The following is a 25,012-nucleotide window of genomic DNA, read 5'->3' as shown; positions in this document are numbered from 1 at the left end:
AGCCCCGCTGGCCAGCTTACGCCGCGTGCTTGCTGCCGTCCGCCAGCTTGGCCAGCAATCTCGCCTTGTCCTGGCGATACGTGGCGACGGCCGCTTCCTTGACGTGGCCGAAGCCGCGGATTTTTTCGGGCAGGGTCGCCAGTTCCACGCAGGTGGCCAGGTTGTCCGCCGTCAGGTTGACCAGCATGCCGGCCAGCAATTCGCGGTATTCGACGATCAGCGCGCGTTCCATCTTGCGCTCGGCCGTATAACCGAAGACGTCGAAGGTGCCGCCTCTGAGCCCCTTGGCTTTCGCCAGCAGCTTGAAGGCGCGCCACATCCAGGAGCCGAACTCCGCTTTCACCAGGTGGCCCTTGGCATCCTTTTTCGCAAACAGCGGCGGCGCCAGGTTGAATTTCACGGAGAAATTGCCTTCGAATTGCTGCTGCAATTGCTCCACGAAACGGCCATCCGTGTACAAACGCGCCACTTCGTATTCATCCTTGTAGGCCAGCAACTTGAAATAGCTCTTGGCGACAGCCGTCGACAACTTTTGGCCCAGTCCCAAGGTGTTTTCGCGGTCGCGCACCTGTTTGACCAGGGTCAAATAACCGTCCGCATACGGGGCGTTCTGGTAGGCCGTGAGGAACTCCACGCGTTTTTTGATGACGCTATCGAGGCTTTGCGGCATTTGCACGATGATCGCTTGTGACGGTGTGGCGATTTGCGTGACACGGCGTACGTCGACGGCGGCGCGGCGGCCCCACAGGAAGCTTTTCTTGTTCGACTCGATGCCCACGCCATTGAGTTCGATGGCGCGCAGCAAGGCCGCTTCCGTCAGCGGGATGCGGCCCTTTTGCCACGCGTAGCCGAGCATGAACAGGTTGGCGGCGATCGAATCGCCCATCAGCGCCGTGGCCAGTTTTGTGGCGTCGATGAAGTCGGCTGCGTCTGCGCCGCCCACGGATTCCTCGATCAGCTGGCGCACTTCCGCCGTTGGATATTGCCAGTCGGCATTTTGCGCAAACGTGCCCGGCGGCTGCTCGTGCAGGTTGACGACGGCCAGGCTGCGGCCAGGACGCATTTTCGACACGGCATCCTGCGCGCCGGCCGTCAGCATGTCGCAGCCCAGGATCAGGTCCGCTTCGCCCGTGGCGATGCGCTGGGCGCGGATGTGCGCCGGGGAGCGGGCGATTTTCACGTGCGAGGTGACGGAACCGTTCTTTTGCGACATGCCCGTCATGTCCAGCACGGACGCGCCCTTGCCTTCCAGGTGGGCCGCCATGCCCATCAGCGCGCCCACGGTGATGACGCCCGTGCCGCCGATGCCGTTGATCAGGATATTGTATGGCGCGTCGCAGCCGGGCAGGACCGGTTCCGGCAGGGGGCCGAAGTTGTCCGTCTCGCCCGCTTTACTCGCGCCCGTCTTGGTTTTCTTCAGGTTGCCGCCCTCGACGGTGACGAAGCTGGGGCAAAAACCCTTGGCGCACGAGTAATCCTTGTTGCAAGAGGATTGGTCGATGGTGCGCTTGCGGCCAAATTCCGTCTCTTTCGGCAAGATCGACACGCAGTTCGATTGCACGCCGCAATCGCCGCAGCCTTCGCAGACGGCGTCGTTGATGACCATGCGCTTAGGCAAATCCGGATATTCGCCTTTCTTGCGGCGCCGGCGCTTCTCGGCCGCGCAAGTCTGGTCGTAGATCAGCACGGACACGCCTGGTACTTCGCGCAATTCGCGCTGCACGGCATCCATGTCCTTGCGGTCGTGCAAGGTCAGGTGGGCGGGCAGGTTGCTGCGGTCGCTGTAGCGCGATAAATCTTCCGTGACCAGGGCGATGCGGGCGATGCCTTCGGCCGCCACTTGCTGCGCCATCATCGGTACGGTAATCAAGCCGTCCACGGGCTGGCCGCCCGTCATGGCGACGGCGTCGTTGTAGAGAATCTTGTAGGTGATGTTCACCTTGGCCGCCTGCGCGGCGCGGATGGCCAGGTAGCCCGAGTGGAAATACGTGCCGTCGCCCAGGTTCTGGAACACGTGCGGCAATTCGGAAAACGCCGCTTGCCCGATCCATGGCGCGCCTTCGCCGCCCATGTGCGTGGTCAGCTTGTTCATTTCCGGGTAGATCGACGTGGCCATCACGTGGCAGCCGATGCCGGCCAGCGCCAGGCTGCCGTCCGGCACCTTCGTCGACGTGTTATGTGGGCAGCCGGAGCAGTAGAAGGCGGGGCGGAACGGCGTGTTCACGGCCTTTTTCAAGACCGCGTCCTTGGCGTCGAGGAAACTCAGTCGTGCCTTGATCAGGTCGCAGGTGACGGGGTCGGAAATCAGGCGCGCGATGCGGCTGGCGATGACACGTGCCACTTGCGAGACGGAAAAGTCGGCCTTGGACGTGAGCAGCCATTCGCCGCGCGGCGCCACCCATTCGCCTTTTTCGTCGAACTTGCCGATGACGCGTGGGCGCACGTCGTCGCGCCAGTTGTAGAGTTGCTCTTTCAACTGGTATTCGACGATTTGCCGCTTCTCTTCTACCACGAGAATTTCATCGAGACCTTGCGCAAACTCACGTACGCTATCCGGCTCCAGCGGCCACGGCATGGCCACCTTGAACAATCGCATGCCGACGTCGGCCGCCATCTGCTCGTCGATGCCCAGTTCTTCCAGCGCTTCGAGCACGTCCAGGTAGGACTTGCCGGAGGCAATGATGCCCAGCTTGGCGTTCGGGCTGTCGATGGTGGTGTGGTTGAGCTTGTTTTCGCGCGCGTAAGCGAGGGCCGCATAGATCTTGTAGTCCTGCATCAGCGCTTCCTGGTTGCGCGCCTGCTGGCCCAGCGGGATGCTCGACAGGCGCGCGTTCAGGCCGCCTTCGGGCATGACGAAGTCCTGCGGAATCTTGACTTCCACGCGGAACGGGTCGGCATCGATGGAGGCCGACGATTCGACCGTGTCGGCCAGCGCCTTGAAGGCCACCGTGCAGCCGGAAAAACGCGACATGGCCCAGCCGTGGATGCCCAGGTCCAGGTATTCCTGCACGTTGCACGGATACAGGACGGGGATCATCGACGCGGAGAACAGGTGGTCGGACTGGTGCGGCAGGGTCGATGAATACGCGCCATGGTCGTCGCCGGCCACCAGCAGCACGCCGCCCAGTTTTGACGTTCCCGCATGGTTCATGTGCTTGAAGACATCGCCGCAGCGGTCCACGCCCGGGCCCTTGCCGTACCACATGGCGAACACGCCGTCGTACTTGGCCGGGCCGATCAGGTCGACTTGCTGCGAACCCCAGACGGCCGTGGCGGCCAAGTCTTCGTTGACGCCGGGCACGAACTGCACGTGGTGCGCTTCCAGCTGTTTCTTGGCTTTCCACAGGTTTTCATCGAGGCCGCCCAGGGGCGAACCGCGGTAGCCGGAGATGAAGCCGGCCGTGTTGAGGCCAGCGGCCTGGTCGCGCAAGCGCTGCATCATGGGCAGGCGCACGAGGGCCTGGATGCCGGACAGGAAGATGGCGCCGGAAGTGGCCGTGTATTTGTCGTCGAGGCTGACGGTGGTCAAGCGGGATGTGTCGGGGGGCGTAGATGGCGCGGCACCGGCGTTTCTAGCGAACGCTGCGGAGCCGTTTTCCGTGGTCACGGACATGGCTGTCTCCAAAAGGGTGTTTCAGATATCGGCTGTACAAGGGACGCGCCCGGTAAGGCGCGCGCTGTGCAGACGGGATGGCCGCGAGTGGGCGGCACATAACTATTTTAAATTTAAAATAGTTAATGTGGTCAGTGTAGAACGAGTCAGGAAAGGGGGCAAATACGCTTTGCCGATGGGGGTATAAGAAATACTTATGCCATGGGCGATAGCACATGCGCCCCCACCCAGCGCCCGCTGCCGCACAGTTCGGCGGCCACTTGCAGCACGAGGTTTTTCACGGCGTTGCCCGCATTGGTGAGGGGAATGTTTTTCGAGGCGCACAGGGCCACCGTGCGCGACAGGACGGGGCTGTGGATGGCGTAGCTGCGCATGGCGCCGCTGTCGAGCTCGGCCAGCAGGGGAGCGGCCGGCAGGATGGTGGCGCCCATGCCGGCCAGGATGGCCGATTTCAGGATGGCGATCGAGTTGATCTCGATCACGTTCGCCGTTTCCAGGCCCAGCTCGCGCGCGCGGCTGTCGATGCGCGGGCGCACGCCATGCTGCAGGCCCGGCAGGATCAGGGTGGCGCTCAAGGCTTGCTGGAACGACACGGCATGGCCGGCGGGCGCGAACGGCGAATCGTTGCGGCAGATAAAACGCATCTCCTCTTCCACCAGCGGGCTGCAGGCAAAGGGCGTGAGCTGGCCATCGTCGAACAGCACGGCCAGGTTGATGCGGCCCGATTTGAGCTGTTCATTGAGGTTGCCCGTGATTTCCTCCGTCAGCTGCAGGGTGATTTCGGGATAGCGTTCGCGCGCGGCCAGCAGCAGGGGCAGGGCCAGGGCGCCGGATATGCTGTGCGGCAAGCCCAGGGTGACATTGCCGGACGGCCGCGTGGCGCTTTGCGTGACGGCCGAGCGGGCGTCGGCCACCTGTTTCAGGATCGCCTGCGCATGTTCGTAAAACACCTTGCCCGCATCCGTGCTGAGCACGCCCTGCGCCGAGCGGTGCAGCAGCTGCACGCCCAGTTCCTCTTCCAGCTGGCGCAGCTGCTGCGTCAGGGCTGGCTGCGCCACGTGCAGGATCAGGGCTGCGCGCGACAGCGAGCCGTGGTCGACGATGGCAACAAAGTAGCGTAATTGGCGCAGTTCCATGGGTCCCAGAAGCGGTGCGTTGAGCGGAAAAAACCGGGTGTTGCGCCACGGCGCCGAACGCGGCCAGCAGAATAACAATTTTGTTATACTCATTCTAGCGCCTTCGGTGCTCCAGCCGTGTATTTGTGGGATGACAGCATGCTCAAGAAAGTTGATTCGTCTCAATTAAAAGTGGGCATGTACATCCATGACCTCAGTTGCGACTGGATGACGCATCCATTCGTGCGCAACCGTTTCCTGTTGCGCAGCGACGATGAAATCCGCAAGATCATGCAGGCCGGCATCCACGACGTGGTAATCGACAGCGGCAAGGGCCTCGACGTGCAGGACGCGCCCACCGTGGCGCAGGCGCGCGCCGAGACGGAGCGCGAACTGGTGCAGATCGCCGCGCCGCTGCAAGTGGTCACGCGCGTGTCGCTGGGCATGGAACTGGCGCGCGCCACGCAAGTGCGGCGGCAGGCGACCAGCCTGGTGCGCACGGTGATGGCCGATGTGCGCCTGGGCAAGGCGGTCGAGCTCGACCGCGTGCAGCACACGGTGCAAGACATTACCGAATCGATCCTGCGCAATCCCGGCGCCCTTGTCGGCTTGTTGCGCATCAAGACCAAGGATGACTACACCTTTTTGCATTCCGTCAGCGTGTGCGCGCTGCTGGTGGCGTTTTGCCGCTCGCGCGGCATCGATGCCACGACCACGCACCAGGCGGGCCTCGGCGGCTTGCTGCACGACACGGGCAAGGCCCTGGTGCCCGACAGCGTGCTGAACAAGCCCGGTCCGTTGACGCCGGAAGAATTTACCCTGATCAAGCGCCATCCGCGCGACGGCTACGACATCCTGCGCCAGTCGCCCGAGGTGGGCGCGATACCGCTCGATATCGCCCTGCACCACCATGAACGGCGCGACGGCAGCGGCTATCCGGATCAGCTGGCCGGCGACGCCATCAGCGAACTGGCGCAGATGGCCGCCATCGTCGACGTGTATGACGCGCTGACGTCGGACCGCAGCTATCACAAGGGCATTCCCGCGGCCGAAGCCTTGCGCAAGATCTATGAGTGGAGCAAATTCCACTTCAATCCCGTGTTCGCGCAGGATTTCATGCGCTGCGTGGGTATCTATCCGGTAGGCACCATGGTGATGCTGGAATCGGGCCGCCTGGCCGTCGTCATCGAGGCGCACGAAAGCAATCTGCTGGCGCCGAAGGTGAATGTGTTTTTCAGTACGAAGAGCAAGACCTACATCAAGCCGGAAACGGTCGACCTGTCGCGCGGCTTCGGCTTCGGCGGCGCCGACAAGATCGTCGGCCATGAGTCGGCTGCCAAGTGGCAGGTCGATCCTATGCGCTTTCTTTCCCTCGCGGATGCCTAGAAGAATTCCGCCGTATCGTTCGAGGTGATCGTCGTCAGCAAGCCTTTTGCGACGAGCTCGTCATAGTGGCACGCCAGGTTGCGGCCATGGCTCTTCGCGTAATACAGGGCCTGGTCGGCGCGGCCAAGGATGATGACGGGCGCTTCGTAGGCGTTGATGCTGACGAAACCCACGCTGACGGTCACTCTGCCCACTTGCGGGAAGTCGTGCGCTTCGACATTGGTGCGGAAGCGGTCGATGATTTTCTGCGCATTTTCCAGCGTGATCGAGCGCAGCAGCACGACGAATTCCTCGCCGCCGAAGCGGAAGATGCGGTCTTGCGAGCGGAACGACGATTGCAGCTGGTTGGCGATCAGGATCAGCACTTCATCGCCATACAGGTGGCCAAATTTATCGTTGACCAGTTTGAAATGATCGACGTCGATCACGGCCAGCCATTGCCGTTCCGTGTCCGTATGGTGGCGCCGTTCTTCATCCACGGGACGCGGCTTTTCCGCTTCCGGTTCGCCGCGGCTTTGCAGGATTTTTGCCAGCTGGTCGTCGAAGGTCTTGCGATTCAACAAACCGGTGAGCGAATCGCGTTCGCTGTAGTCGAGCAGGTTCTGGAAATTGCGGTATACGCTGACGATGCCGCCGATCACCTGGATGGTGGCGCCCGTGTAGGGCGTGGGATTGGTGATTTCCAGGCAGGTGGTGACCTGGTCGCCGATCCAGATGGGCAGCCACAGCAGGTGGCGGCCGTCGGCGCACAGGGTGTCGGCGCTCGCTTCATGGCGCTTGATGCAGGCGGCCAGGGCCGGGTAGTCCGACAGCGGTTCGCCCGGCAGGGTAGGATCGGTATGCTCTTCCATGCGGGCCACGCTGCCCGCCACGATGATGGCCCGCGACCGCACGAACACCTGGCCCCGCACGGTGGTCAGGGCCAGCACACGGGTCTGCGATGCGGCAGCGAGTTCCTGGACCGCCGAGATCACGGAGATGTCGAGCATCGTGTGGTCGCGGTGCCCGGTCATGTCCACCATGTGTTTCAGTAGGGAATCCATTGTCGATCTCTGGAAAGTAGTCACACAAGTGTCGTCATACCAGCATTGCATCAAGCAAGAGCATGTTCGCGTCCGTCTACAAGAAGCCAAGATTTATTTGGTGGCATGACGCTCTGTACCGCCGGGCGAGAGGCCTTTCCAAAGAAGAGCTAAGCAGGATAATGTCTTTTTGCCTAATAGGCAATTAACGTATGCAATATTTCATGTAAATACATGAGATTCATGCACTGCATTGCAAAAAACTTGCCCTGACGAAGGCTTTCAATCCAGATCGCAACATTTGTTTGCGTCAGCCGACATGTCGACAGGGTTTGATAATTTCCATATGGAAACTTGTGGCGCGTCAATTTGCCAAAACGTGGACGCTTTATAGTCAATGCAATGGCGCAGAAATTTACGGCAGGAAACATATTAGCAGGAATGGGCAATGTTTCACACCCGATTGCGCCAGGGACTTGTGATTCACTTTTGGGAGCTTGTCATGCATACCTTCCTGTCGGCAGTACAGCAGTTTGTCAAGGATGAGGATGGCATTACGGCAATCGAATACGGCTTGATTGCGGCCTTGATGGCTACCGCCATCACGGCCGGTTTCTTGCTGATCAAGACCAACTTGCTGGCCGTCCTCACCGACATTTCGTCGAACCTGGTGTTGACGCCCTAAGCGGGTGCCCGCCGCTGGCCGGCCAGTGGCGGGTTTTTTTTCGGGAGGTGTGCCATGCCTGCAACCGCCTTGTGCGATTTGCTGTTGCTGTGCTTCGTGACGGGGGCCGCCGTCAGTGATTTGATCCGCCGCAAGATACCGAATGGTGTGGTGTTGTCCGGCATCCTCGCCGCCCTGGCCCTGCATCTGTGGCTGTGGCCGCACAGCGTGCTGCCCGTGTGGCTGGGCGGCATGGCGACGGGCTTTTTCCTCTTTTTACCCTTGTATGTGCTGCGCGGCATGGCCGCCGGCGACGTCAAGCTGATCGCCATGGTGGGCGCCTTTGCCGGCCCCTGGCCCGTGCTGCAGATCTGTTTCGCCACGTTCGTCCTGGGCGGCGTGATGGCCGTGCTGATGATCACCTGGCAGGGCAAGTGGCGCGCCTGCCTGGGCAATCTGCGCCAGCTGCTGTGGCCGATGATCGCGCGCATGGCCGGCATTCCCCTGGCGCCAACTGCACTCGGCAGCCAGGCCAGCGTGGGCAACATGCCGTACGGCCTGGCCATTGCCCTGGGTTGCCTGGTGGTACAGGGGCGTCATTATTTCTGATTGGTATTCATTGCTCTTGATCAATGGGCGCCAGTCTCCGCTCGCTAGAATGAATTCTGTTGAATGCCCTCTTAACCGGCTTGGAGACGCAGCATGACCGAGGTCGACTATTCCCTGAGCACCGAGAGTGCGCCGCGCCCTGCCGACGCGAACCTGATGCCGCCCCTGCCGCCGCAGCCGAAGAGCTTGCGTGAAACGGGACTCGAGCGGCCGCTGGTGGTCGAGCTGATCGCCAAGCTGATGTTTGTGGGCGGCAAGACGCACCTGTCCGCGCTGACGACGCGCTTGCGCCTGTCGATCAATGTCTTGCGTGAAGTGCTCGATTTCATGGTGACGGAGCAGATGGCCGAGGTAGCCTGGCGCGGCGAATCCGATATCGACGTGCAGTACCAGCTGACGGGCGCCGGCAAGCAGCGCGCCAGCGCCTTCCTCGAGCGCTGCGCGTATATCGGCGCCGCCCCCGTCACCCTGGAAGCGTACCGCGCCATGGTGGCGCGCCAGTCGTGGCTGGCGCAGGAACAGCGCGTCGGCAGCGACGATCTGGCCGCCGTGCTGGGGGGCGCCCATGCGGGGCCGGGCATGCTCGACGTGGTCGGCGCAGCCCTGCATTCGGGACGCTCGCTGCTGCTGTACGGTCCGCCCGGCAGCGGCAAGTCGACCCTGGCGCTGCAGCTGGGACAATTGCTGCACGGGCTGGTCGCCGTGCCCTACGCCATCGTCGTTGGCCAGGACATCATCCAATTATATGACCCGGCCCAGCACCTGCCGCCCGCGGCGCAGCACGTCAGCCATGCGCGCCAGGCGCTGGAGCGGCGCAGCACGGACATCCGCTGGGTGCTGTGCCAGCGTCCCGTGATCCACGTGGGCGCCGAGCTCGACGCCGGCATGCTGGAGCTGCGCCATGACGCCAGCGGCGGCTGCTACCAGGCGCCGCCCCATGTGCGCGCCAACAATGGCATGCTGATCATCGACGACCTGGGCCGCCAGCGCCTGGGGGCGCAAGAATTGCTGACGCGGCTGATGCAGCCGCTGGCGCGCGGCAGCGACCAGCTGGGCTTGCCAGGCGGCGTGCAGATCAGCGTGCCGTTCGACAATGCCCTCGTGCTGGCCACGAACGTGCCGCCGGACGAGCTGTTTGACGCCGCCTTGCTGCGCCGCATCGGCTACAAGGTGCAGGTGGGGCCGCTGACCGAGAGCGCCTATCGCGCTCTGTTCCGCCAGCAATGCCGGCTGGCGGGCATGGCCATCGACGAGCAAGCCCTGAACCATCTGCTGCAGCTGCATGGCGCGCAGGGGCGGCCCTTGCTGGCCAGCTATCCGCAGGAATTGCTGGCGCGCATAGGCGACTTCGCCGGCTTTGCCGGCAGCGAGGCGCGCCTGACGGTGGCCGCCCTGGAACAGGCCTGGAGCAGCCTGTTCGCCAGCTGCGACATGCCGGCCGCCAGCCTGTGCGAGCGCATCGCATGAAGAACCGGCGCGCCCTCCTGATGATGGGCCTGGCGGTCGTGCTGGGCCTGCTGGCCGTGCTGCTGGCCTCGCACTGGCTGCTGCGCCAGACGCCGGCCGGCAAGGGCAAGATCGTCGTGGCCGCCAGCGATGTCAACCTGGGCCAGCGCCTGACGCCGGAGATGCTGCGCTTGGCCGAATGGCCGGCGGAAAGCTTGCCGCAGGGCGCGCTGCAAGACCCGGCCACACTGGCGGGACGGGTGCTGAAAACCAGCGTGCTGCGCGGCGAGCCGCTGAGCGAAGCCAAGCTGGCGCCGGCCGGCACCCTGGGCGGCCTGTCGGCCCTGATCACGGAAGGGCGGCGCGCCATCACCGTGCGCGTCAACGATGTGATCGGCGTGGCCGGCTTCGCCTTGCCGGGCAACTATGTCGACATCATCGTGAGCACCCAGCAGGATGCCGGCGACCGCGCGTTTCCGCAAAGCCGCAACATTTCCAAGATCGTGCTCGAACGCATCCTCGTGCTGGCCGTGGCGCAGGAAGTGGGGCGCGACGAGACCAAGCCGCGCGTGGTCAATGCGGTGACCCTGGAAGTGACGCCGGAACAGGCGGAAAACCTGGACCTGGCGCGCAGCGTGGGCAGCCTGTCGCTGGTGCTGCGCAACCAGGTCGACCCGCAGCCGGGCGTGACGGCGGGCGCCACCAAGCTGACCCTGCTGGGCGGACCGCACGAAGCCGAGCCTGTCCCTCCTGCCGCCGCGCCCGTGCTGGCCGCCGCGCCGCGTCCCGTGCGCGTGGCGAAGGCGCCGCCGGAACCGCAGCGCCTGTGCAGCGGCGTCATCGACGGGACGCGCCAGTCGCGCGAATGTTTTTAGTCTTTTGGCCTTTGCCTTGCTCAACCATGGACACGCTCATGAACCGCGCCCTGCTGATAATGTTCTGCCTGCTGTCGCCGCTTGCCGGCGCGGCGGCCGATCCTGGCCCGCGCTGCGGCGGTGAAGCGGCCTCGCCCGGTCACTTGCAGCTGCAGGTGGGCAAGTCGAGTATGCTGCGCCTGCCCGAGGCGGTACAGCAGCGCAGCGTCGGCAACCCGGCCGTGGTGCAAGCCATGCTGGTCGCGCCCGACACCTTGTACGTGGTCGGCGTCGACGTGGGCAGCACGAATATGATCATCCAGGGCCGCAGCGGCGTGTGCAGCGTGGTGAACGTCAGCGTCAGCATGGACCCGGCCGGCCTGCAAACGACCCTGGCGGCGCTGATGCCGGAAGAAAGAGCCATCCGCGTCACGGCCGTGGCCGATACCCTGGTGCTGTCGGGCACGGTGCAAGATGCGGGCGCCGTGCTGCGCGCCGTCGAGCTGGCGCACGCCTACGTGCGCCGCGCCACGGTCGCGCTGGCGCTGCCCAAGCCGGCCGATGGGGCCGCCATGCCGCCCGCCGCCACGGCGCCCGCCGGCGGCGCGGGCGGCGCAAACAGCCGCATCATCAACATGCTCGACGTCAGCGCGCCGCAGCAGGTGATGCTGGCCGTGCAGATTGCCGAAGTGTCGAAGTCCCTGCTGGAACGGCTGGAAGTGGGCGCCACCCTGCGCCTCGCGTCCGGCAGCTGGGCCACCACCTTGCTGTCGAACTTCCTCAGCGGCACGGCCAATGGCTTGCTCGACGTGCGCAAGTCGAATGGCCGCCAGCAGCTGACCATTGAGGCGCAGAAACAGGATGGCCTGGTGCGCATCCTGGCCGAACCGACGGTGATGGCGATCAGCGGGCAGGAAGGCAGTTTTCTGGCCGGCGGCAAGATCTTCATTCCCGTCGGCCAGGACAACAACAAGATCACGCTGGAAGAGCGCGAATACGGCGTCGGCCTGCGCTTCACGCCCACCGTGCTGTCGGGCGGGCGCATCAATTTGAAGGTGGCGCCGGAAGTGTCGGAACTGTCGCGCGAGGGCGTGGGCATTTCCGCCGCCGGCGTCAGCGGGCGTTCGATCTTGCCTGTCATCACCACGCGGCGCGCCTCGACCACGGTGCAGCTGTACGACGGCCAGAGCTACGCCATCGGCGGCTTGATCAAGAATAACCAGGTGAGCAATATCACGGGCGTGCCCTGGCTCAGCGAAGTGCCCATCCTCGGTGCGCTGTTTCGCAGCACGGATTTCCAGCACGACCGCACGGAATTGCTGTTCGTCATTACCGCGCACCTGGTCAAACCCTTGCCGGCCGATGCCGTGCTGCCGACGGCGCAGCTGGCGCCGCCTTCGCGCATGGACTTGATGTTGGGAGGCAAGATGGAAGGCGCGCCGCCGTCCGTGCCGCCGCCGCGCGCGGCCAACGGTTTCGAGTTGAAATGAGACGGGGAGATACGCCATGCCGAACTCGCTCTTGACGTCGCTGCGGCGCTGCGCCGCCCTGGTCCTGGCCGTGCAGCTGGCCGCCTGCGCGCACGGCAGCACGCCGCAGCTGGACCGGCGCTTCGGCGACGCCGTGCGCCTGTCCATGGCGCAGCAGGTGCGCGATCCGGCCGGCGCGGGCAATCGCCGGCCGGCCGATGGCCTCGACGGACCCAGTGCGCACGCCGTCATGCAGCGCTACCGCGCCTCGTTTGCCGAACCGAATGCCCAGGCGCCGCAACCGGTGCAATTCATGCTGGGAGGCGGCAGTGGCAAATAGACGCCAGCACCAGCGCGGGGCGATGCTGATCGCCTTTTCCATCCTGCTCATCGTGGTACTGGGCTTTATCGGCCTGGCGCTTGATGTGGGGCAAGTCATCGGCCGCAAGACGGAGCTGCAGAACCTGGCCGACAATGCGGCGATGGCGGCCGCCGCGGAACTGGTGGGCACGCCCGAGGGCTTGCTCGTCGCCGTGGAAAAAGCCAAGGGCAGTGCGGCCGACCGCAGCGCATGGCGCCGCCGCATGCAGGGCGCGACTTTGTCGGACGCCAGCATCCGCTTCGCCAGTACGCCCGACGCGCCTGCCAGCGGCTGGCATGCGGCTGGCGCCGTGCCCGACGCCGCCACGGCGCTGTTCGTGCGCGTCGATACGCAGGCCAATACACCCTCGCTGGGACGGGTGGCGACGGCGTTCCTCGGCGCCTGGTCGCCGGCGCTGCGCACCCTGGACACGGGCGCGCGCGCCGTGGCGGGGCGCACCAGCTTGCGCCTGATGCCGCTGGCCATCTGCGCGCTGTCGGCCAGCGCGGCCAGTCCGCGCACGAATGCGGCGCTGCTGCCGGCCGTCGAGTTGCTGGAGTATGGCTTTCGCCGCGGCGTGGCGTATAACCTGTTAAAACTCAATCCGCACGGGCCCGCGGCTGAACACTTCGTGCTCAATCCGCTGGGCCAGCCGGGCGTGGTGGGGCCGTCGCAGCAGGTCGGCGAAGCGAGCGTGCTGCCGTTCGTCTGCAGCGGCACGGTGCTGTATCCGCGCATCGGCAGCGCCCAGGTGCATGTGCACCGGCCTTTTCCCGCCGCGCTGTGGACGGCCTTCAATGCGCGCTTCAACCAGCATGCGGGCAGCGGCTGCCATGCCGTCACGGCGCCGCCCGACACGAATATCCGCGCCTATCCGAATACGGCCCCGAGCTGGTGGATGATGAACACGCCCGACGCGCCGAGCGCCCTGAGCACGGGCAACCCGCTGCTGTCCGTGGCCGATCCGGAATCGAACGCGACGTCGCCCACCGTCGGCAGTTATGGACCGCTGTGGTCGTTTTCCAGGGCGGCCAGGTACAGCAACCCGAAGCCGGCCGGCGGCTATCTGCCGTTTGCCACCAGCGACTGGCCCAGGCTGTATCCGGCCAGCCCGGCCGCGCCGGCCGCCAAGTCCGGCTACCCTGCCACGCCGCCCTACCAGACGCTGGGCTTCCAGACGGCGCCGACCGGCAACACGGGCGTGGCGCAGCGCCGGCTGCTGCACATTCCCCTGCTGGCCTGCCCCGTGCCGGCGGGCAGCGACGTGCTGGCGCGGGTGCGCGGCATCGGCCGCTTCTTCATGACGGCGCCGGCCAGCAATGGCGTACTGAGCGCCGAATTTGACGGGCTGGTGGACGAGGGCACGCTGGCCGGCCCCGCGGAGCTGCTGCAATGAGGCCGCTCCGCCGCGCCGCGCGCCGCCAGGGCGGCGTCGCCGCCATCGAGCTGGCGCTGATCCTGCTGTTTTTCATGGCGCTGCTGCCCTTCGTGCTGCTGTTCGGCCGCGCGCTGCTGGTGTACACGGCCCTGCAAAAAAGCGCGCACGATGCGGCGCGCTACATGGCGACCATGCCGCTGCCGCAGATGGGCAGCATCGGCACGGCGAACCAGGGCGCCGCCCTGGCCCGGCAGATGGTGGTCGAGGCGATGGCGGAAAGCTGGCCGGGCATGGAGGCCGCCAGGGTCAACGTGGACTGCGTGTATGCCGACGATTCCTATGGCTGCGGCAGCTACGCGACGGCGCCGCTGCAGGTGCGCATCAAGGTCACCGCCGACATGCCGGTCGATTTCCTGCCTGCGCTGACCCGCAAGTGGCTGCCGCAACTGGCGCCGATCCCGCTGCGCGCCAACGCGACATTGCGCTATGTCCATTAACCCGCACCTCCGCCGGCAGCGCCAGCGCGGCGTCTTCGCCGTCGAATTCGCCATGCTGGCGCTGCTGTTCTTCCTGTTCCTGTTCGCCATGCTGGAAGTGGCGCGCGCCGTGTACATGTGGAACATGGTGCATGAAATTACCCGGCGCGCGGCGCGCGCCGCCGCCGTCACCGATTTCAGCGATGCCGCCGCCCTGCAAGCCGTGCGCATGCACGCCGTGCTGCGCGCCACGCCGGGCACGCTGCCGCTGGGCGGCGGCCTCGGCGACGCGCATGTGCGCATCGATTACTTGTCGGAGAGCGCTGGCGGCGCCGCGCTGGCGGTACTGCCGGTGACGGTGCTGCCGGGTTGCCCGCAGCGCAACCGCATCAATTGCCTGGACGATCCGCACGGCGCCAGCTGCATCCGCTTCGTGCGCGCACGCCTGTGCCAGCCCGGCGTCGGCGCGCGCTGCGAGCGCGTGCCGTACCGGCCCATCCTGCCGCTGCTGGGGATGATGTTTCCCTCCGGCGCAGGCGCCATACGTTTGCCCAGCGGGACCACCATGGCGGTGGCCGAGTCGCTGGGCTATGCGGACAATCCCGGCTTTTGTCCATGAGCGCCAGTGCGTCGGCGCAGCCGAATGTAGTGCCTTGAATGAAGGAGGGGGGATGAAAGCCTTGATGATTACCCGCGACGCCAGCCTGCACGATGAAATCGCGGCGCAAGGCGCGGCCCGCATGCCCGTGCTGCGGCTGCTGGACCGGCGCAGCGGCTTGCGCGACGCCGTCGAGCGCATGCTGCCCGAAGCGCCCGAGCTGGTGATCGTCGACGCCAGCGGCATCGATGCCGACGAAGCCGACCTGCTCGAGCGCCTGGCGCGCCAGTATCCGCTGGCCGTGCTGATGCTGCTCACGCGCGGCCAGCAGCAGGATGTGCTGATCCGCGCCATGCGCGCCGGCATGCGCGAAGTGCTGCAGCTGCCGCTGGTGCACAAGGCCTTCCACGAAGCGATGGACCGGGTCGATATCCAGGCCGGCGTGACGCAGATGCGCGACGGTAAAGTGCTCGCCTTCATCTCGTGCAAGGGCGGCAGCGGCGCCACCTTCCTGTCGACGAATTTTTCCTATGCGCTGGCCAGCCTGGCCGGCTGCAAGGTGCTGCTGATCGACCTGCACGGCCAGTTCGGCGACGCCACTCTGTATGTCTCGGACCAGAAGCCGGCCATGACCCTGTCCGACATCTGCGCGCAGATCGCGCGCATGGACGGCGCCTTCCTCGCCTCGTGCCTGGTGCACATCACGCCGAACTTCGGCGTGCTGGCGGCGGCCGACGACCCGGCGCACAAGGTCGACATGCAGCCCGAGCACATGGACCGCATCCTGGCCGTGGCGCGCCAGCACTACGATTACATCGTGCTCGACGTGGGACGCCAGATCGATGCGCTGTCGCTGCGCGCGCTCGACAACGCCGACGCGATCTATCCGGTGCTGCAGCTGGCCTTGCCCGACATCCGCGACGGGCGCCGCCTGCTCGACATCTTCCGCTCGCTCGGCTATCCGGGCGAGCGCTTGCGCCTGATCGTCAACCGCTATGAAAAGGGCGGGCGCCTGCGCCTGGCGGACCTGGAGCAGGCGCTGGGCGCGGAAGTGGTGCACACGGTGCCCAACGATTACATCGCCGCCACCGATTCCGTCAACCAGGGCATTCCGCTGCTGCAGCTGTCGCGCACCAGCGCAGTGGCGCGCAGCCTGGCCGAACTGGTGGAACTGGTGACGGCGCGCCGCGTGACGGAAAGCCGCGGCCTGTTCGACCGCCTGTTCAGCCGCAGCGAGGCTTAGGACGGGGATGGATGTCAAGGCTCCCGCCGGGAGCCATCATGGGAGCCGAGATGACTTTACGCGAACGCCTGGCGGCGAATGAAACGGTGCGCCCCGCCACGAATGGACAAGGGGCGCTGGCGCTGCACGCCTACCAGGAACTGAAAAAGACCATGCACCAGACGATACTCGACCGTATCGACCTGGAGCGCCTGAAACGCCTGACGGCCGAACAGTTCAAGCACGAGCTGGCGCTGCTGGTGCAGCGCGTGATCGAGGAAGAGCGCATCGTCCTGAACCAGCACGAGCGGCATAGCCTGGTGCTCGACATCCAGCACGAGATGCTGGGCTTCGGCCCGCTGGAACCGTTGCTGGCCGATGCCAGCGTGTCCGATATCCTCGTCAACACCTGCGACAAGGTGTATGTGGAGCGGGGCGGGCGGTTGCAGCTGACGGACGTGACCTTCCACGACAATGCGCACCTGATGAAGATCATCGAAAAGATCGTCTCGCGCGTGGGACGGCGGGTCGACGAATCGAGCCCGATGGTCGACGCGCGCCTGCCGGACGGCTCGCGTGTGAACGCCATCATTCCGCCGCTGGCCGTCGATGGCCCGATCCTGTCGATCCGGCGCTTTGCCGTGCAGCCTTTGAGCATCGCCAATCTGCTCGACTATAAAAGCCTGACGCCGCCCATGGTGCAGGTGCTGCAGGCGCTGGGGCAGGCCAAGGTCAACATCCTGATCTCGGGCGGCACGGGCAGCGGCAAGACGACCCTGCTCAATGTGCTGTCCGGTTTCATTCCCGGCAGCGAGCGCATCGTCACCATCGAGGATGCGGCCGAACTGGCGCTGCGCCAGCCGCACGTGGTGCGCCTGGAAACGCGCCCGCCGAATATCGAGGGCAAGGGAGAAGTGAGCCAGCGCGCGCTGGTGCGCAATGCGCTGCGCATGCGGCCCGACCGCATCATCCTGGGCGAGGTGCGCGGCGCCGAGGCGCTCGACATGCTGCAGGCGATGAACACGGGCCACGAAGGGTCGCTGGCGACTATCCACTCGAACACGGCGAGGGATGCGCTGGCGCGGCTGGAAAACATGGTCGGCATGGCCAGCGTGAACCTGACGCCGCGCGCCACGCGCCAGCAGATCTGTTCGGCCGTGACGGTGGTGATGCAAGTGTCGCGCCTGACGGATGGCGCGCGCAAGCTGGTCAGCCTGCAGGAAGTGACGGGCATGGAGGGCGACATCATCGCCATGCATGAAATCTTCCGCTTCGAGCAGACGGGCGTCGATGCGGCTGGCAAGGTGCTGGGCCACTTTTGCGCCACGGGCGTGCGGCCCCGTTTCACGGAACGCTTGCGCATGTTCGGCGCGCCCGTGCCCGATACGGTGTTCGACCCGGACCGCATCTACGAATAAAGGAAGCATCATGGACCTGGTGTTCTACGGCTTTGCCGTGCTGCTGTTCGCCGCCTGCATCCTGATGGTGGAAGGCGCCTGGCTGTGGTGGGCGGGCACGCACGGCAGCGCGGCGCGGCGCATCAACCGGCGCTTGCGGCTGATGGCAGCGCGCGGCGAGGCCGGCGGCGAGCGGGTTTCCATCCTCAAGCAGCGCCGCTATGCGCGCTCGCCTGGCCTGGAGCGCTGGCTGCGGCGCCTGCCGCAGGCGGCAAAGCTCGACCACCTGCTGCTGCAATCGGGCTTGTCCTGGTCGGTGGCGCAGTTCCTGGGCGGCGCGGGCGGCTTGCTGCTGCTGGCACTGCTGTGGCTGGCCATCTGGCCCATGCCGCTGCCGGGCGCCTTGCTGCTGCTGGGCGTGGCGGGCGGCGGGCCGTGCATGGTCGTGCTGCGCGCGCGCGCGGCGCGGCTGAAAAAGATCGAGGCGCAATTGCCGGAAGCGGCCGATTTCCTGGCCCGCGCGCTGCGCGCCGGGCACTCGTTTTCGAATGTGCTGCAGATGGTGGGCGATGAACTCAATGAGCCGATCAGCGGCGAATTCAAGATGGCGCACGAAGAGATCAATTACGGCGTGCCGATGAACGAGGCGCTGCAAAACCTGGCCGCGCGCATTCCGCTGACGGATTTGCGCTACCTCGTCATCGCCGTGCTGGTGCAGCGCGAATCGGGCGGCAATCTGGCCGAAGTGCTGGTCAGCATCGCGCGCATCATCCGCGCCCGTCTGAAGTTGCTGGGGCAGGTACGCGTGCTGTCGGCCGAGGGGCGCATGTCGGCCTGGGTGCTGGGGCTGATGCCGGTGGTGATGATCGGCGTGATGGCGTTGGTCAATCCGCAATACATCAGCCTGCTGTGGACGGATCCCAGCGGCATCAAGCTGCTGTGGTATGCGGCTGGCATGGTGGCGCTGGGCGTGGTCTGGATGCGCAACGTCATCCGCATCCGCATCTAAGAGATCGCCTGAAAAAAAGTCCATGGCGTTGTTGCATCGCCTTGTCGTACTGTCGTACTGCCTTCGGCGATACGCCTAGCCCTGAACGTTTTGTCAGTCGATCAATCGGAGGAAATGCCATGACTGGCCCGCAACTGCTGTTCCTGTTGATCGTCTTCGCCGTGGTGGTGGCGCTGGCCCTGCTGGCGTGGCTGATTTTCTTTCCCGGCGCCTTGCGCCAGCGCCTGTTCGGTTCCATGGCGCCGGCCGCCAGCGAGGCGGTGGCCGACACGGGCTGGGTGGAGCGCGTGGCGCGCGTGGCGCAGCCGTTCAGCAAGCTGTCGCTGCCGGAAGAGGGCTGGGAGCGCTCGCCGCTGCGCACGCGCTTCATGAACGCGGGCTGGCGCCAGGCCAGCGCGCCGGCCCTGTACTTTGCGGCAAAGACCGTGCTGGCCCTGCTGTTCCCCACCGTACTGGGGCTGTATGCGGCCAGCGCCATGGCGGCGCAACTGCGCAGCGTGCTATTGCTGCTGCTGTGCGTCAGCGCCACCGTCGGCTATTACCTGCCGAATCTGGTGCTGGCCAGCACGGCCAAGCGGCGCCAGCGCGACATCTTTGAAAACATCCCCGACGCGCTCGACTTGCTGACCGTGTGCGTGGAAGCGGGCCTGAGCCTGGAGCGCGCGCTGGTGAAGGTGTCGGGCGAAATCCACATCAAAAGCGTGGTGCTGGCGCAGGAATTGCAACTGGTGCTGATGGAAATGCGCGCCGGCTTTTCCAAGGAAAAGGCGCTGCGCAACCTGGCCTTGCGCAGCGGCGTGGAAGATGTCGACACCCTCGTCGCCATGCTGATCCAGTCGGAACGCTTCGGCACCAGCATGGGCGACTCGCTGCGCGTGCACTCGGAAAATCTGCGCGGCAAGCGCAGCCTGCTGGCCGAGGAGGCTGCCGCGAAGATCGCCTTGAAACTGCTGTTCCCGCTGATCTTTTGCGTCTTTCCCACCCTCATGCTGGTGCTCATGGGGCCGGCCGTGATCGAAGTCTATCGCGTGCTCGTGCCGGCCATGGCCAACCGCTGAAAGGAGCTACCATGCGCTTGACGATTTCCCGCCTGGCCACCGCCTGCGCCTGTCTGGGCTTGGCCGCCTGTACCACGCCGCCGGCCCACGCGCCGCTGCCGCAGTGGCCGGACGCCGATACCGCCTATGCGGCGGGGCGCCAGCATTTCGAGCGGGGCGACTTGCCGGCCGCGCAAGCGGCCTATGCGCAAGCCTTGCGCGCCGCACCGCGCCATGTGAATGCGCGCAACGGCCTGGCCGTGCTGCACGCGCAGCGGGGCGAGCACGATGCGGCGATCGCCCAGTGGCTGGCCCTGACGCAGGAAGCCGGCGCGCCGCAGCCGCAACAGGCGTATCTGTTCAGCAATCTCGGTCGCGCCTACTATTTGCGTGGGCGCGATGCGCAAGCGTTGACTGCGCTGGAACAGGCGTGTCTGCTCGATCCGCTCAACGCGCTGGCCTGGCAGCACCTGGCGCAAGTGCTCGAACGGCTGGGACAGCACGCGCGCGCGGCCGTCATGCGGCGCCAGGCGCAGAGCCTGCAGGAACATGATTTACGGAGCGACATGGCTGTCTTGCGCAACGCGGCGCCGCCGCCGGGCGTGCCCGTGGCCGCGCCGCTGCCGGATGCGCCCGCCATGGCGCGCATCGAGATCACGCAAAGCGACGGCATGGCCCGCTTGCAGCGCGTGCCGGCCGCCGTGCGCAGCGTGCCCGCTGTCACGGCCGGGCGGTCCATGCCGGCCGCTGCCGTGCCCCGTCCGCGCCTGGAAATTGTGAATGGCAACGGCGTGCCTGGCCTGGCCGCCGCCCTGGCGCGCAGCCTGGCCGGCGCTCCCGTGCAGGTGGTGCGCCTGGCCAATGAAACCGGCTTCCAGGTGGCGCGCACGCGCGTCGAGTACCGGCCCGCGCAGGAGCAGGCGGCGCGCCAGCTGGCGCGTCAGTTGGGAACGCAGGTGCAAACCCCAGTAGAAACCCAGGCCGGCGACTGCCCCGCCAGCGAGCTGCGCCTGGTACTGGGGCGCGACTTGAGCGATCCGGCCATGCTGCACCGTTATTATCTGCAGCAATTGCAGCTGGCGCGCCAGGCGCTGGCGCGGCTCGGTTAAAACGTCTTGAGCGGCACAGAAAACGCGGCGCCTTGGCGGGCGCCGCGTGTTTTTCATGCTGCGGATGATTACGGCTGGCGGCGCCGCGTAAAAGCCAGGGCCGCCAAGCCCATGCCCAGCAGGAACAGCGTGCCCGGCTCCGGTACCGCAAGCGGCGGATCGATGACGACGATATCGGTGCGCGTGGACTTGGAAAAATTCAAGGTATAGCTGCCGGCCGGCAGGGCGAAATTCGAGGTCAGGGAAAACATCGCGAAGCCATTCGTGAAGGCGCGTCCGGTGGCGGGGTCGTTGGTGCCGGCCGTCATGTTCAGGCTGAACGGGTCGAGGCTGCCGGCGCCATGGTTGCCATTGATGTCGCTGCCATTGTTGGCATCGCCATCGGGTGCGAACTGGAAGATTACGCCATCGGCATTCGCGTGCGACAGGCAGCCGGCGGGGCTGGAACTGTTGCACGAGATATTGAAGATATCCATGATCGACACGTTCGACTTGTCGCCCATGGTCGTCACGCTGGTGCGCAGGTCGCGCCGTCCCATGAAGCTGAAGGTGATGAAGCCGGCGCTCGACAGGGTCAGGTTGACGGAGCCGGTCAGCGTGTCGCCGGCCGTGGCCGTGGCGGCGCCGATCGTGTTGCGCTGTGCTTCCGCCACGGCGCTCACGCTGGCGCCGCCATTGAGCATGTTGCCGAAGGCATGCGCATCGCCGCGGGCAAATTCCAGGGTGGAACTGGGGCTGGGTGCATAGTGGTTTTGCGGCAAGCCGCTGCAGCCGCCGCCCGAGCACACTTGCGGCACGTCGGCGTTGGCGGCCGGGCCCGTATTGACGGCGCGCGGATTGACGGCCACGCCGCCTTCGAAAAAAGCGCTGTCGCTGGCATTGCGGTTGGCGCCGGCCAGCGACAGCGCGCCGGCGCTGGTGGTGATGCGGAAATTGTTCAACTCATTGACGGCCAGGCCGTACGCGCCGGCCTGTGCCTGGCCGCTGGCCAGCAGGCTCGCCGCCGCCAGTGCGCCCAGCCAGCCCAGGGTCTTGCTTCGTGTGTGATCAACGTTCATCGCAGCCTCTTGTCGTGGTCAGTCTCGGAAAATCCGGGGGACAAAGAATCCAGAATGACTTGCCTGGATTCATCTCGTAGACAGGGATAAGCAGCTTGCGTGCCACACAAAAATATCACAAGAAATCAAGTGCTTGCACAAAGCGGACTGAGCTGGATGAAGTGAAGTGTAAGAAAGGCCGACGCCGCTTGGCGGGCGCCGTCGGCCAGCCTCAGGTACCCCGGTGATAGCCCAGGTGGCCGCCCGAATTGCGTGCGCAGCCGCAACCGATGCGCGCCACTTCCTCGCCTTCCGTCAATTTCCAGTTGGTAATCGTTGTGTGATTCCAGTCGATGTCGCTTTTCTTGACAGGTTTGACCGTCAAGATGCGTGCTTCCGCATCCGTGTACTCCATCAGCTCTTCGTCGTCGGCGATGTCGAAATGGCGGTGGATCAGGGAAATGCCGAAGCGGTCGAGCGCGCCGTAGCTTTGCAGCACGTCGCGCAGCTCGCGAAAGCAGGCGAGATCGTCGGGCAGCAGCGGATTGACGGCGGAAATATCGGCGACGGGTTGCCATTGCATGGCGTGGATGTTCAGGCTGTGCATGATAGGCTCCTGTGCCCCATGATGATAGGCCCAGGCTGCCGGAGGGGCGCCGGCACGCCTGGCGAAATGCCCATCGTGGACGCAAAGCCGCTGCGGCGCTTGCGCCGTATCAAAGGTGCGGCACATCGCCTCTCGTCCGATCATTGCCCGGTAAAATAGGCCATGGCAAACAAAACCCCCACCTTCCCCGGCGCGCGCACGGGCCGCGGCCAGGTCCTGGCCGTGCTGCTGTCGAATAGCGACCAGTCCGGCGCCGAACCGCTGCAAGGCCGCGTCTCGCTGGCCGCCATCGTCAAGGCATTGAAACGCAAATATCACTGGCCGATCGAGACGCACAGTTTTCCAGCCAACACGCAGGATGGCCGCGCCAGCTGGGCGACCGTCTACAGCTTGCCGGACAAGGTCATCGAGACGGCGCTGGAGGCCGGCGGCCGGGAGTGGCTGGAGAGCCGGGGAGCGGCCGGGCGGCGCTGAGCGCGCCGCTTGCTTCACTCGATCCCTTTATTCGAGCCGGAAGCCGACCTTGAGCGTGACCTGGAAGTGCGCCACCTTGCCATCGACGATATGGCCGCGCGAATCGGTCACTTCATACCAGTCCATGTGCTTGACCGTCAGCGCCGCCTTGGCAATGGCATCGCGTATCGCCTGATCGCTGCTCTCGGTCGACGTGCCGACCAGTTCGATCAACTTGTAAGTGTGTGCGGACATGATATTTCCCCAGGTAGGCAAGCCAGACATCGGGAGCCTGCTTTGCGCAAGCACGTGCTCATCTTGCGCCTAAATGTGCTGATAGTCATTGCGCGGTGCAGCAATGCGCATGCGAGGCTGGCGAAGGCCTGCATAAAGCTGGTGCATTGCTTATGATCAACGCTGCGGCTTTAGCTTTTGAGTGAGTTATAGCCGGCTTAGCGTCAGCCGCTGCCAGGATGTGTCTTGATAGCGAAGAGGTATCTACGTAACTTCAGGACGTGGTGTGAGCAGGTTAGGGCAAGAAGTACGCAACTCATCGGCATACGAGTACAGGCAGCTCAGTGCATGCTCTTCTGTTCGTCCCGGACCAAACGCAACCCGTAGGACACCATCGCATGCGCTTCCAGCATTTAATTTAGCCGATAAGGCTGCAAACCCGCTGTTATGCATTAAACCAATGACAAGCTCTTCAAAGCAAAGAATTCGCCCAGCTAACGCCGATTTTGTCGGGCCATTCGTCATCGTGTTCAAGGCTCTGACGGCCCGCTTATCTCCAGTAACAAGATAAGCTCCGGGTGTGGTGGCTACCTTCGCGGCAAGGATAGCCTCTCCGGCATCAGCTCCGGTTTCCATTATTGTTTCGAGAATATCGATGTCAACTTCATCATCAGCTATGATAGTTACTACCTGGCAAAATTGCTCCAGTCTTGCGAGAACCTCTGGCTGGCTTCTTAGCGTCCTCCTCATCTTGAATATACAGGTATGAAGAATAGCAATTGATTTTGCCGGAACTTGTACGTAAGCGAGAAATTCGTCGAAAAGGTCGCATTGGGCAAGCTTAAAGAGAATATCGTTATCTGACAAAACTATCATTTTGTCTCGATATTAAGCTTTTGTTGCAAGGGGCTTAGTCAGCAAGGATGCTTGGTCATCAGACAAGGAGCCTAGGTCCATAAGCGCGAGCAAATTCTTGTTGATGATGCTGGCGTCCGTCGCAGAAGGTGGGAGCAACTTAAGGGCTGCGTTTGCAAGTGCAAAATTTTCTGCTGCGTAAGCGAAATTAAGGATGATATGTCCCGGATCAATCTTGTGCTGCTGGCCGTAGGACATAGCGGCATTGGCCAATTTAACGGCTGTGACATACTTGCCACTAGAAGAGTAGCGAATCTCACATCCATTCAATAATTGAACCGCAAACGAATCTGCGGCACGCTCATCAGCATCTGCTGTATTGCTAGTAATTACCGTGTCAATAAGGGTGCCGTCTTCATTCCCCAAATGCCCTAATGCAATATGTCCAATTTCATGCGCAAGATGGAATAGCAGGTATGGAGCCACTTTTTTCGTGCAAAGAACAATGGCACTTCGGCCATGATGTCGAATTGCTACGGCATCCATCTTTTTACCTGGTAACTCAGGCATATGAAGAACTGGGATACCGATGCGATTGCAATAATCAAGCAATGCAGATAGGTCAATACATTTGTGAGTCAGCAAAAGTGCATTGCGAATACTTAATGCGCTTGGTGGAGGTAAGACAAAGGGCGATGGAACCGCCTGGATGGCCAGTTTTGCAGTGGCAGTGGCGTATTCTGCGCTTAACTGAATACTTGGCTCATCAACGGCTTTGCTGAGCTTAAACTTGCGACGAGCTGCTTTAAACTCTATCTTAGCCGATGAGTCGCGGAGCGACCTTAGTTCGAAATTCATCCCAGCAGAAATGATAAGCTGGGCTTGTAATAGGGCGCTGGGTGTGGCCGCCAAAGAGTCATCCCACCAGTCAGGAAGTAGACGACGCGCGAATGCCTTCGTCAGGCCTCGCTGGCTTAAGCGCGCATACAGGGAATCCATTGGATTAGTCATCACGGTCTCCTTTCTGTCTGCGAACGCCGTACTCGCGCTGAACTAGCGTT

Annotated in this window: 24 protein-coding genes; 16 read left to right on the top strand and 8 right to left on the bottom strand. The window is 64.2% G+C overall.

Going from position 1 to position 25,012, the window contains the following annotated elements:
• Positions 1 to 16: 16 nt before the first annotated feature.
• Positions 17 to 3,613 (bottom strand): indolepyruvate ferredoxin oxidoreductase family protein, encoded by a 3,597-nt coding sequence (locus OX460_RS19205; RefSeq protein ID WP_289899590.1) that lies wholly within the window; start codon positions 3,611 to 3,613, stop codon positions 17 to 19.
• 194 nt (positions 3,614 to 3,807) lie between these two features.
• Positions 3,808 to 4,749, bottom strand: coding sequence for a LysR substrate-binding domain-containing protein (locus tag OX460_RS19200; RefSeq protein WP_289899589.1), 942 nt, complete (start codon positions 4,747 to 4,749; stop codon positions 3,808 to 3,810).
• Positions 4,750 to 4,887: 138 nt separating this feature from the next.
• Here OX460_RS19200 and OX460_RS19195 point away from each other — a divergent pair, with 138 nt between their 5' ends.
• The gene (locus OX460_RS19195; RefSeq protein WP_099665831.1) at positions 4,888 to 6,114 is read left to right on the top strand and encodes an HD-GYP domain-containing protein; all 1,227 of its coding nucleotides are present in this window, start codon (positions 4,888 to 4,890) and stop codon (positions 6,112 to 6,114) included.
• Here OX460_RS19195 and OX460_RS19190 read toward each other — a convergent pair.
• Positions 6,111 to 7,157, bottom strand: coding sequence for a GGDEF domain-containing protein (locus OX460_RS19190; protein ID WP_099665830.1), 1,047 nt, complete (start codon positions 7,155 to 7,157; stop codon positions 6,111 to 6,113). The two genes, OX460_RS19195 and OX460_RS19190, sit on opposite strands and share 4 nt — an antisense overlap.
• Positions 7,158 to 7,638: 481 nt before the next feature.
• Between OX460_RS19190 and OX460_RS19185 the strand changes: the two genes are divergently transcribed.
• The 14 genes from OX460_RS19185 (at position 7,639) to OX460_RS19120 (ending at position 20,765) form a co-directional block, all read left to right on the top strand.
• Entirely contained in the window at positions 7,639 to 7,821 is a 183-nt protein-coding gene (locus OX460_RS19185) for a Flp family type IVb pilin (RefSeq protein ID WP_034752975.1), read from the top strand.
• Between the two features lie 54 nt (positions 7,822 to 7,875).
• Complete coding sequence (locus OX460_RS19180; RefSeq protein WP_289899588.1) at positions 7,876 to 8,409, top strand: A24 family peptidase; 534 nt, start codon at positions 7,876 to 7,878, stop codon at positions 8,407 to 8,409.
• A gap of 93 nt (positions 8,410 to 8,502) precedes the next feature.
• Entirely contained in the window at positions 8,503 to 9,876 is a 1,374-nt protein-coding gene (locus OX460_RS19175) for an ATP-binding protein (RefSeq protein WP_289899587.1), read from the top strand.
• Complete coding sequence (gene cpaB, locus OX460_RS19170) at positions 9,873 to 10,730, top strand: Flp pilus assembly protein CpaB (protein ID WP_251349469.1); 858 nt, start codon at positions 9,873 to 9,875, stop codon at positions 10,728 to 10,730. The genes OX460_RS19175 and cpaB overlap by 4 nt, the downstream gene beginning before the upstream one ends.
• 38 nt (positions 10,731 to 10,768) lie before the next feature.
• Positions 10,769 to 12,199 carry a type II and III secretion system protein family protein gene (locus OX460_RS19165; protein ID WP_289899586.1) on the top strand — a complete coding sequence of 477 codons (1,431 nt, stop codon included), beginning with the start codon at positions 10,769 to 10,771 and terminating at the stop codon, positions 12,197 to 12,199.
• 16 nt (positions 12,200 to 12,215) lie between these two features.
• Positions 12,216 to 12,518: a hypothetical protein gene (locus OX460_RS19160; RefSeq protein ID WP_289899585.1), complete on the top strand. Its 303-nt coding sequence runs from the start codon at positions 12,216 to 12,218 to the stop codon at positions 12,516 to 12,518.
• Complete coding sequence (locus OX460_RS19155) at positions 12,508 to 13,935, top strand: pilus assembly protein TadG-related protein (protein WP_289899584.1); 1,428 nt, start codon at positions 12,508 to 12,510, stop codon at positions 13,933 to 13,935. Before OX460_RS19160 ends, OX460_RS19155 begins: the two co-directional genes overlap by 11 nt.
• Positions 13,932 to 14,414 (top strand): TadE/TadG family type IV pilus assembly protein, encoded by a 483-nt coding sequence (locus OX460_RS19150; protein WP_099665824.1) that lies wholly within the window; start codon positions 13,932 to 13,934, stop codon positions 14,412 to 14,414. The genes OX460_RS19155 and OX460_RS19150 overlap by 4 nt, the downstream gene beginning before the upstream one ends.
• Positions 14,404 to 15,012 carry a TadE/TadG family type IV pilus assembly protein gene (locus OX460_RS19145; protein WP_289899583.1) on the top strand — a complete coding sequence of 203 codons (609 nt, stop codon included), beginning with the start codon at positions 14,404 to 14,406 and terminating at the stop codon, positions 15,010 to 15,012. Before OX460_RS19150 ends, OX460_RS19145 begins: the two co-directional genes overlap by 11 nt.
• Before the next feature lie 52 nt (positions 15,013 to 15,064).
• Positions 15,065 to 16,234: an AAA family ATPase gene (locus tag OX460_RS19140; RefSeq protein ID WP_077398652.1), complete on the top strand. Its 1,170-nt coding sequence runs from the start codon at positions 15,065 to 15,067 to the stop codon at positions 16,232 to 16,234.
• A gap of 50 nt (positions 16,235 to 16,284) precedes the next feature.
• Positions 16,285 to 17,631: a CpaF family protein gene (locus OX460_RS19135; protein WP_099668285.1), complete on the top strand. Its 1,347-nt coding sequence runs from the start codon at positions 16,285 to 16,287 to the stop codon at positions 17,629 to 17,631.
• Between the two features lie 10 nt (positions 17,632 to 17,641).
• Positions 17,642 to 18,619, top strand: a complete 978-nt coding sequence (locus OX460_RS19130; protein WP_099665821.1) for a type II secretion system F family protein — start codon at positions 17,642 to 17,644, stop codon at positions 18,617 to 18,619.
• A 119-nt stretch (positions 18,620 to 18,738) separates the two neighbouring features.
• The gene (locus OX460_RS19125) at positions 18,739 to 19,677 is read left to right on the top strand and encodes a type II secretion system F family protein (protein WP_289899582.1); all 939 of its coding nucleotides are present in this window, start codon (positions 18,739 to 18,741) and stop codon (positions 19,675 to 19,677) included.
• A gap of 11 nt (positions 19,678 to 19,688) precedes the next feature.
• Positions 19,689 to 20,765 carry a LytR C-terminal domain-containing protein gene (locus tag OX460_RS19120; protein WP_289899581.1) on the top strand — a complete coding sequence of 359 codons (1,077 nt, stop codon included), beginning with the start codon at positions 19,689 to 19,691 and terminating at the stop codon, positions 20,763 to 20,765.
• A 68-nt stretch (positions 20,766 to 20,833) separates the two neighbouring features.
• Here OX460_RS19120 and OX460_RS19115 read toward each other — a convergent pair whose 3' ends face one another.
• Positions 20,834 to 21,823: a PEP-CTERM sorting domain-containing protein gene (locus OX460_RS19115; RefSeq protein ID WP_289899580.1), complete on the bottom strand. Its 990-nt coding sequence runs from the start codon at positions 21,821 to 21,823 to the stop codon at positions 20,834 to 20,836.
• Positions 21,824 to 22,034: 211 nt separating this feature from the next.
• On the bottom strand, positions 22,035 to 22,409 hold the full coding sequence (locus tag OX460_RS19110; protein WP_289899579.1) for a hypothetical protein: 375 nt from the start codon (positions 22,407 to 22,409) through the stop codon (positions 22,035 to 22,037).
• A gap of 162 nt (positions 22,410 to 22,571) precedes the next feature.
• Here OX460_RS19110 and OX460_RS19105 point away from each other — a divergent pair, with 162 nt between their 5' ends.
• The gene (locus OX460_RS19105) at positions 22,572 to 22,883 is read left to right on the top strand and encodes a hypothetical protein (protein WP_099665816.1); all 312 of its coding nucleotides are present in this window, start codon (positions 22,572 to 22,574) and stop codon (positions 22,881 to 22,883) included.
• Positions 22,884 to 22,910: 27 nt separating this feature from the next.
• On the opposite strand, the gene OX460_RS19100 is transcribed toward OX460_RS19105, so the two are convergent.
• The 3 genes from OX460_RS19100 to OX460_RS19090 form a co-directional block, all read right to left on the bottom strand.
• A complete protein-coding gene (locus OX460_RS19100) occupies positions 22,911 to 23,117 on the bottom strand; it encodes a dodecin (protein WP_071325761.1) in 207 nt (68 codons plus the stop codon).
• A 243-nt stretch (positions 23,118 to 23,360) separates the two neighbouring features.
• Entirely contained in the window at positions 23,361 to 23,972 is a 612-nt protein-coding gene (locus OX460_RS19095) for a hypothetical protein (protein WP_289899578.1), read from the bottom strand.
• A 12-nt stretch (positions 23,973 to 23,984) separates the two neighbouring features.
• Complete coding sequence (locus OX460_RS19090) at positions 23,985 to 24,962, bottom strand: ImmA/IrrE family metallo-endopeptidase (RefSeq protein ID WP_289899577.1); 978 nt, start codon at positions 24,960 to 24,962, stop codon at positions 23,985 to 23,987.
• Positions 24,963 to 25,012: the final 50 nt, after the last annotated feature.

It is taken from the genome of Janthinobacterium sp. SUN033 (genome assembly GCF_030397595.1).
GTDB lineage: Bacteria > Pseudomonadota > Gammaproteobacteria > Burkholderiales > Burkholderiaceae_D > Janthinobacterium > Janthinobacterium kumbetense.
This window is presented reverse-complemented; position numbering and strand designations above follow the sequence as displayed.

Coding starts and splice junctions, on each gene's coding strand:
- OX460_RS19175 (WP_289899587.1), top strand. CDS start 8,503: ATGACCGAGGTCGACTATTCCCTGAGCACCGAGAGTGCGCCGCGCCCT.
- OX460_RS19145 (WP_289899583.1), top strand. CDS start 14,404: ATGTCCATTAACCCGCACCTCCGCCGGCAGCGCCAGCGCGGCGTCTTC.
- OX460_RS19130 (WP_099665821.1), top strand. CDS start 17,642: ATGGACCTGGTGTTCTACGGCTTTGCCGTGCTGCTGTTCGCCGCCTGC.
- OX460_RS19090 (WP_289899577.1), bottom strand. CDS start 24,962: ATGACTAATCCAATGGATTCCCTGTATGCGCGCTTAAGCCAGCGAGGC.
- OX460_RS19165 (WP_289899586.1), top strand. CDS start 10,769: ATGAACCGCGCCCTGCTGATAATGTTCTGCCTGCTGTCGCCGCTTGCC.
- OX460_RS19195 (WP_099665831.1), top strand. CDS start 4,888: ATGCTCAAGAAAGTTGATTCGTCTCAATTAAAAGTGGGCATGTACATC.
- OX460_RS19110 (WP_289899579.1), bottom strand. CDS start 22,409: ATGCACAGCCTGAACATCCACGCCATGCAATGGCAACCCGTCGCCGAT.
- OX460_RS19150 (WP_099665824.1), top strand. CDS start 13,932: ATGAGGCCGCTCCGCCGCGCCGCGCGCCGCCAGGGCGGCGTCGCCGCC.
- OX460_RS19200 (WP_289899589.1), bottom strand. CDS start 4,749: ATGGAACTGCGCCAATTACGCTACTTTGTTGCCATCGTCGACCACGGC.
- OX460_RS19185 (WP_034752975.1), top strand. CDS start 7,639: ATGCATACCTTCCTGTCGGCAGTACAGCAGTTTGTCAAGGATGAGGAT.
- OX460_RS19125 (WP_289899582.1), top strand. CDS start 18,739: ATGACTGGCCCGCAACTGCTGTTCCTGTTGATCGTCTTCGCCGTGGTG.
- cpaB (WP_251349469.1), top strand. CDS start 9,873: ATGAAGAACCGGCGCGCCCTCCTGATGATGGGCCTGGCGGTCGTGCTG.
- OX460_RS19190 (WP_099665830.1), bottom strand. CDS start 7,157: ATGGATTCCCTACTGAAACACATGGTGGACATGACCGGGCACCGCGAC.
- OX460_RS19140 (WP_077398652.1), top strand. CDS start 15,065: ATGAAAGCCTTGATGATTACCCGCGACGCCAGCCTGCACGATGAAATC.
- OX460_RS19180 (WP_289899588.1), top strand. CDS start 7,876: ATGCCTGCAACCGCCTTGTGCGATTTGCTGTTGCTGTGCTTCGTGACG.
- OX460_RS19095 (WP_289899578.1), bottom strand. CDS start 23,972: ATGATAGTTTTGTCAGATAACGATATTCTCTTTAAGCTTGCCCAATGC.
- OX460_RS19120 (WP_289899581.1), top strand. CDS start 19,689: ATGCGCTTGACGATTTCCCGCCTGGCCACCGCCTGCGCCTGTCTGGGC.
- OX460_RS19100 (WP_071325761.1), bottom strand. CDS start 23,117: ATGTCCGCACACACTTACAAGTTGATCGAACTGGTCGGCACGTCGACC.
- OX460_RS19115 (WP_289899580.1), bottom strand. CDS start 21,823: ATGAACGTTGATCACACACGAAGCAAGACCCTGGGCTGGCTGGGCGCA.
- OX460_RS19205 (WP_289899590.1), bottom strand. CDS start 3,613: ATGTCCGTGACCACGGAAAACGGCTCCGCAGCGTTCGCTAGAAACGCC.
- OX460_RS19160 (WP_289899585.1), top strand. CDS start 12,216: ATGCCGAACTCGCTCTTGACGTCGCTGCGGCGCTGCGCCGCCCTGGTC.
- OX460_RS19105 (WP_099665816.1), top strand. CDS start 22,572: ATGGCAAACAAAACCCCCACCTTCCCCGGCGCGCGCACGGGCCGCGGC.
- OX460_RS19135 (WP_099668285.1), top strand. CDS start 16,285: ATGACTTTACGCGAACGCCTGGCGGCGAATGAAACGGTGCGCCCCGCC.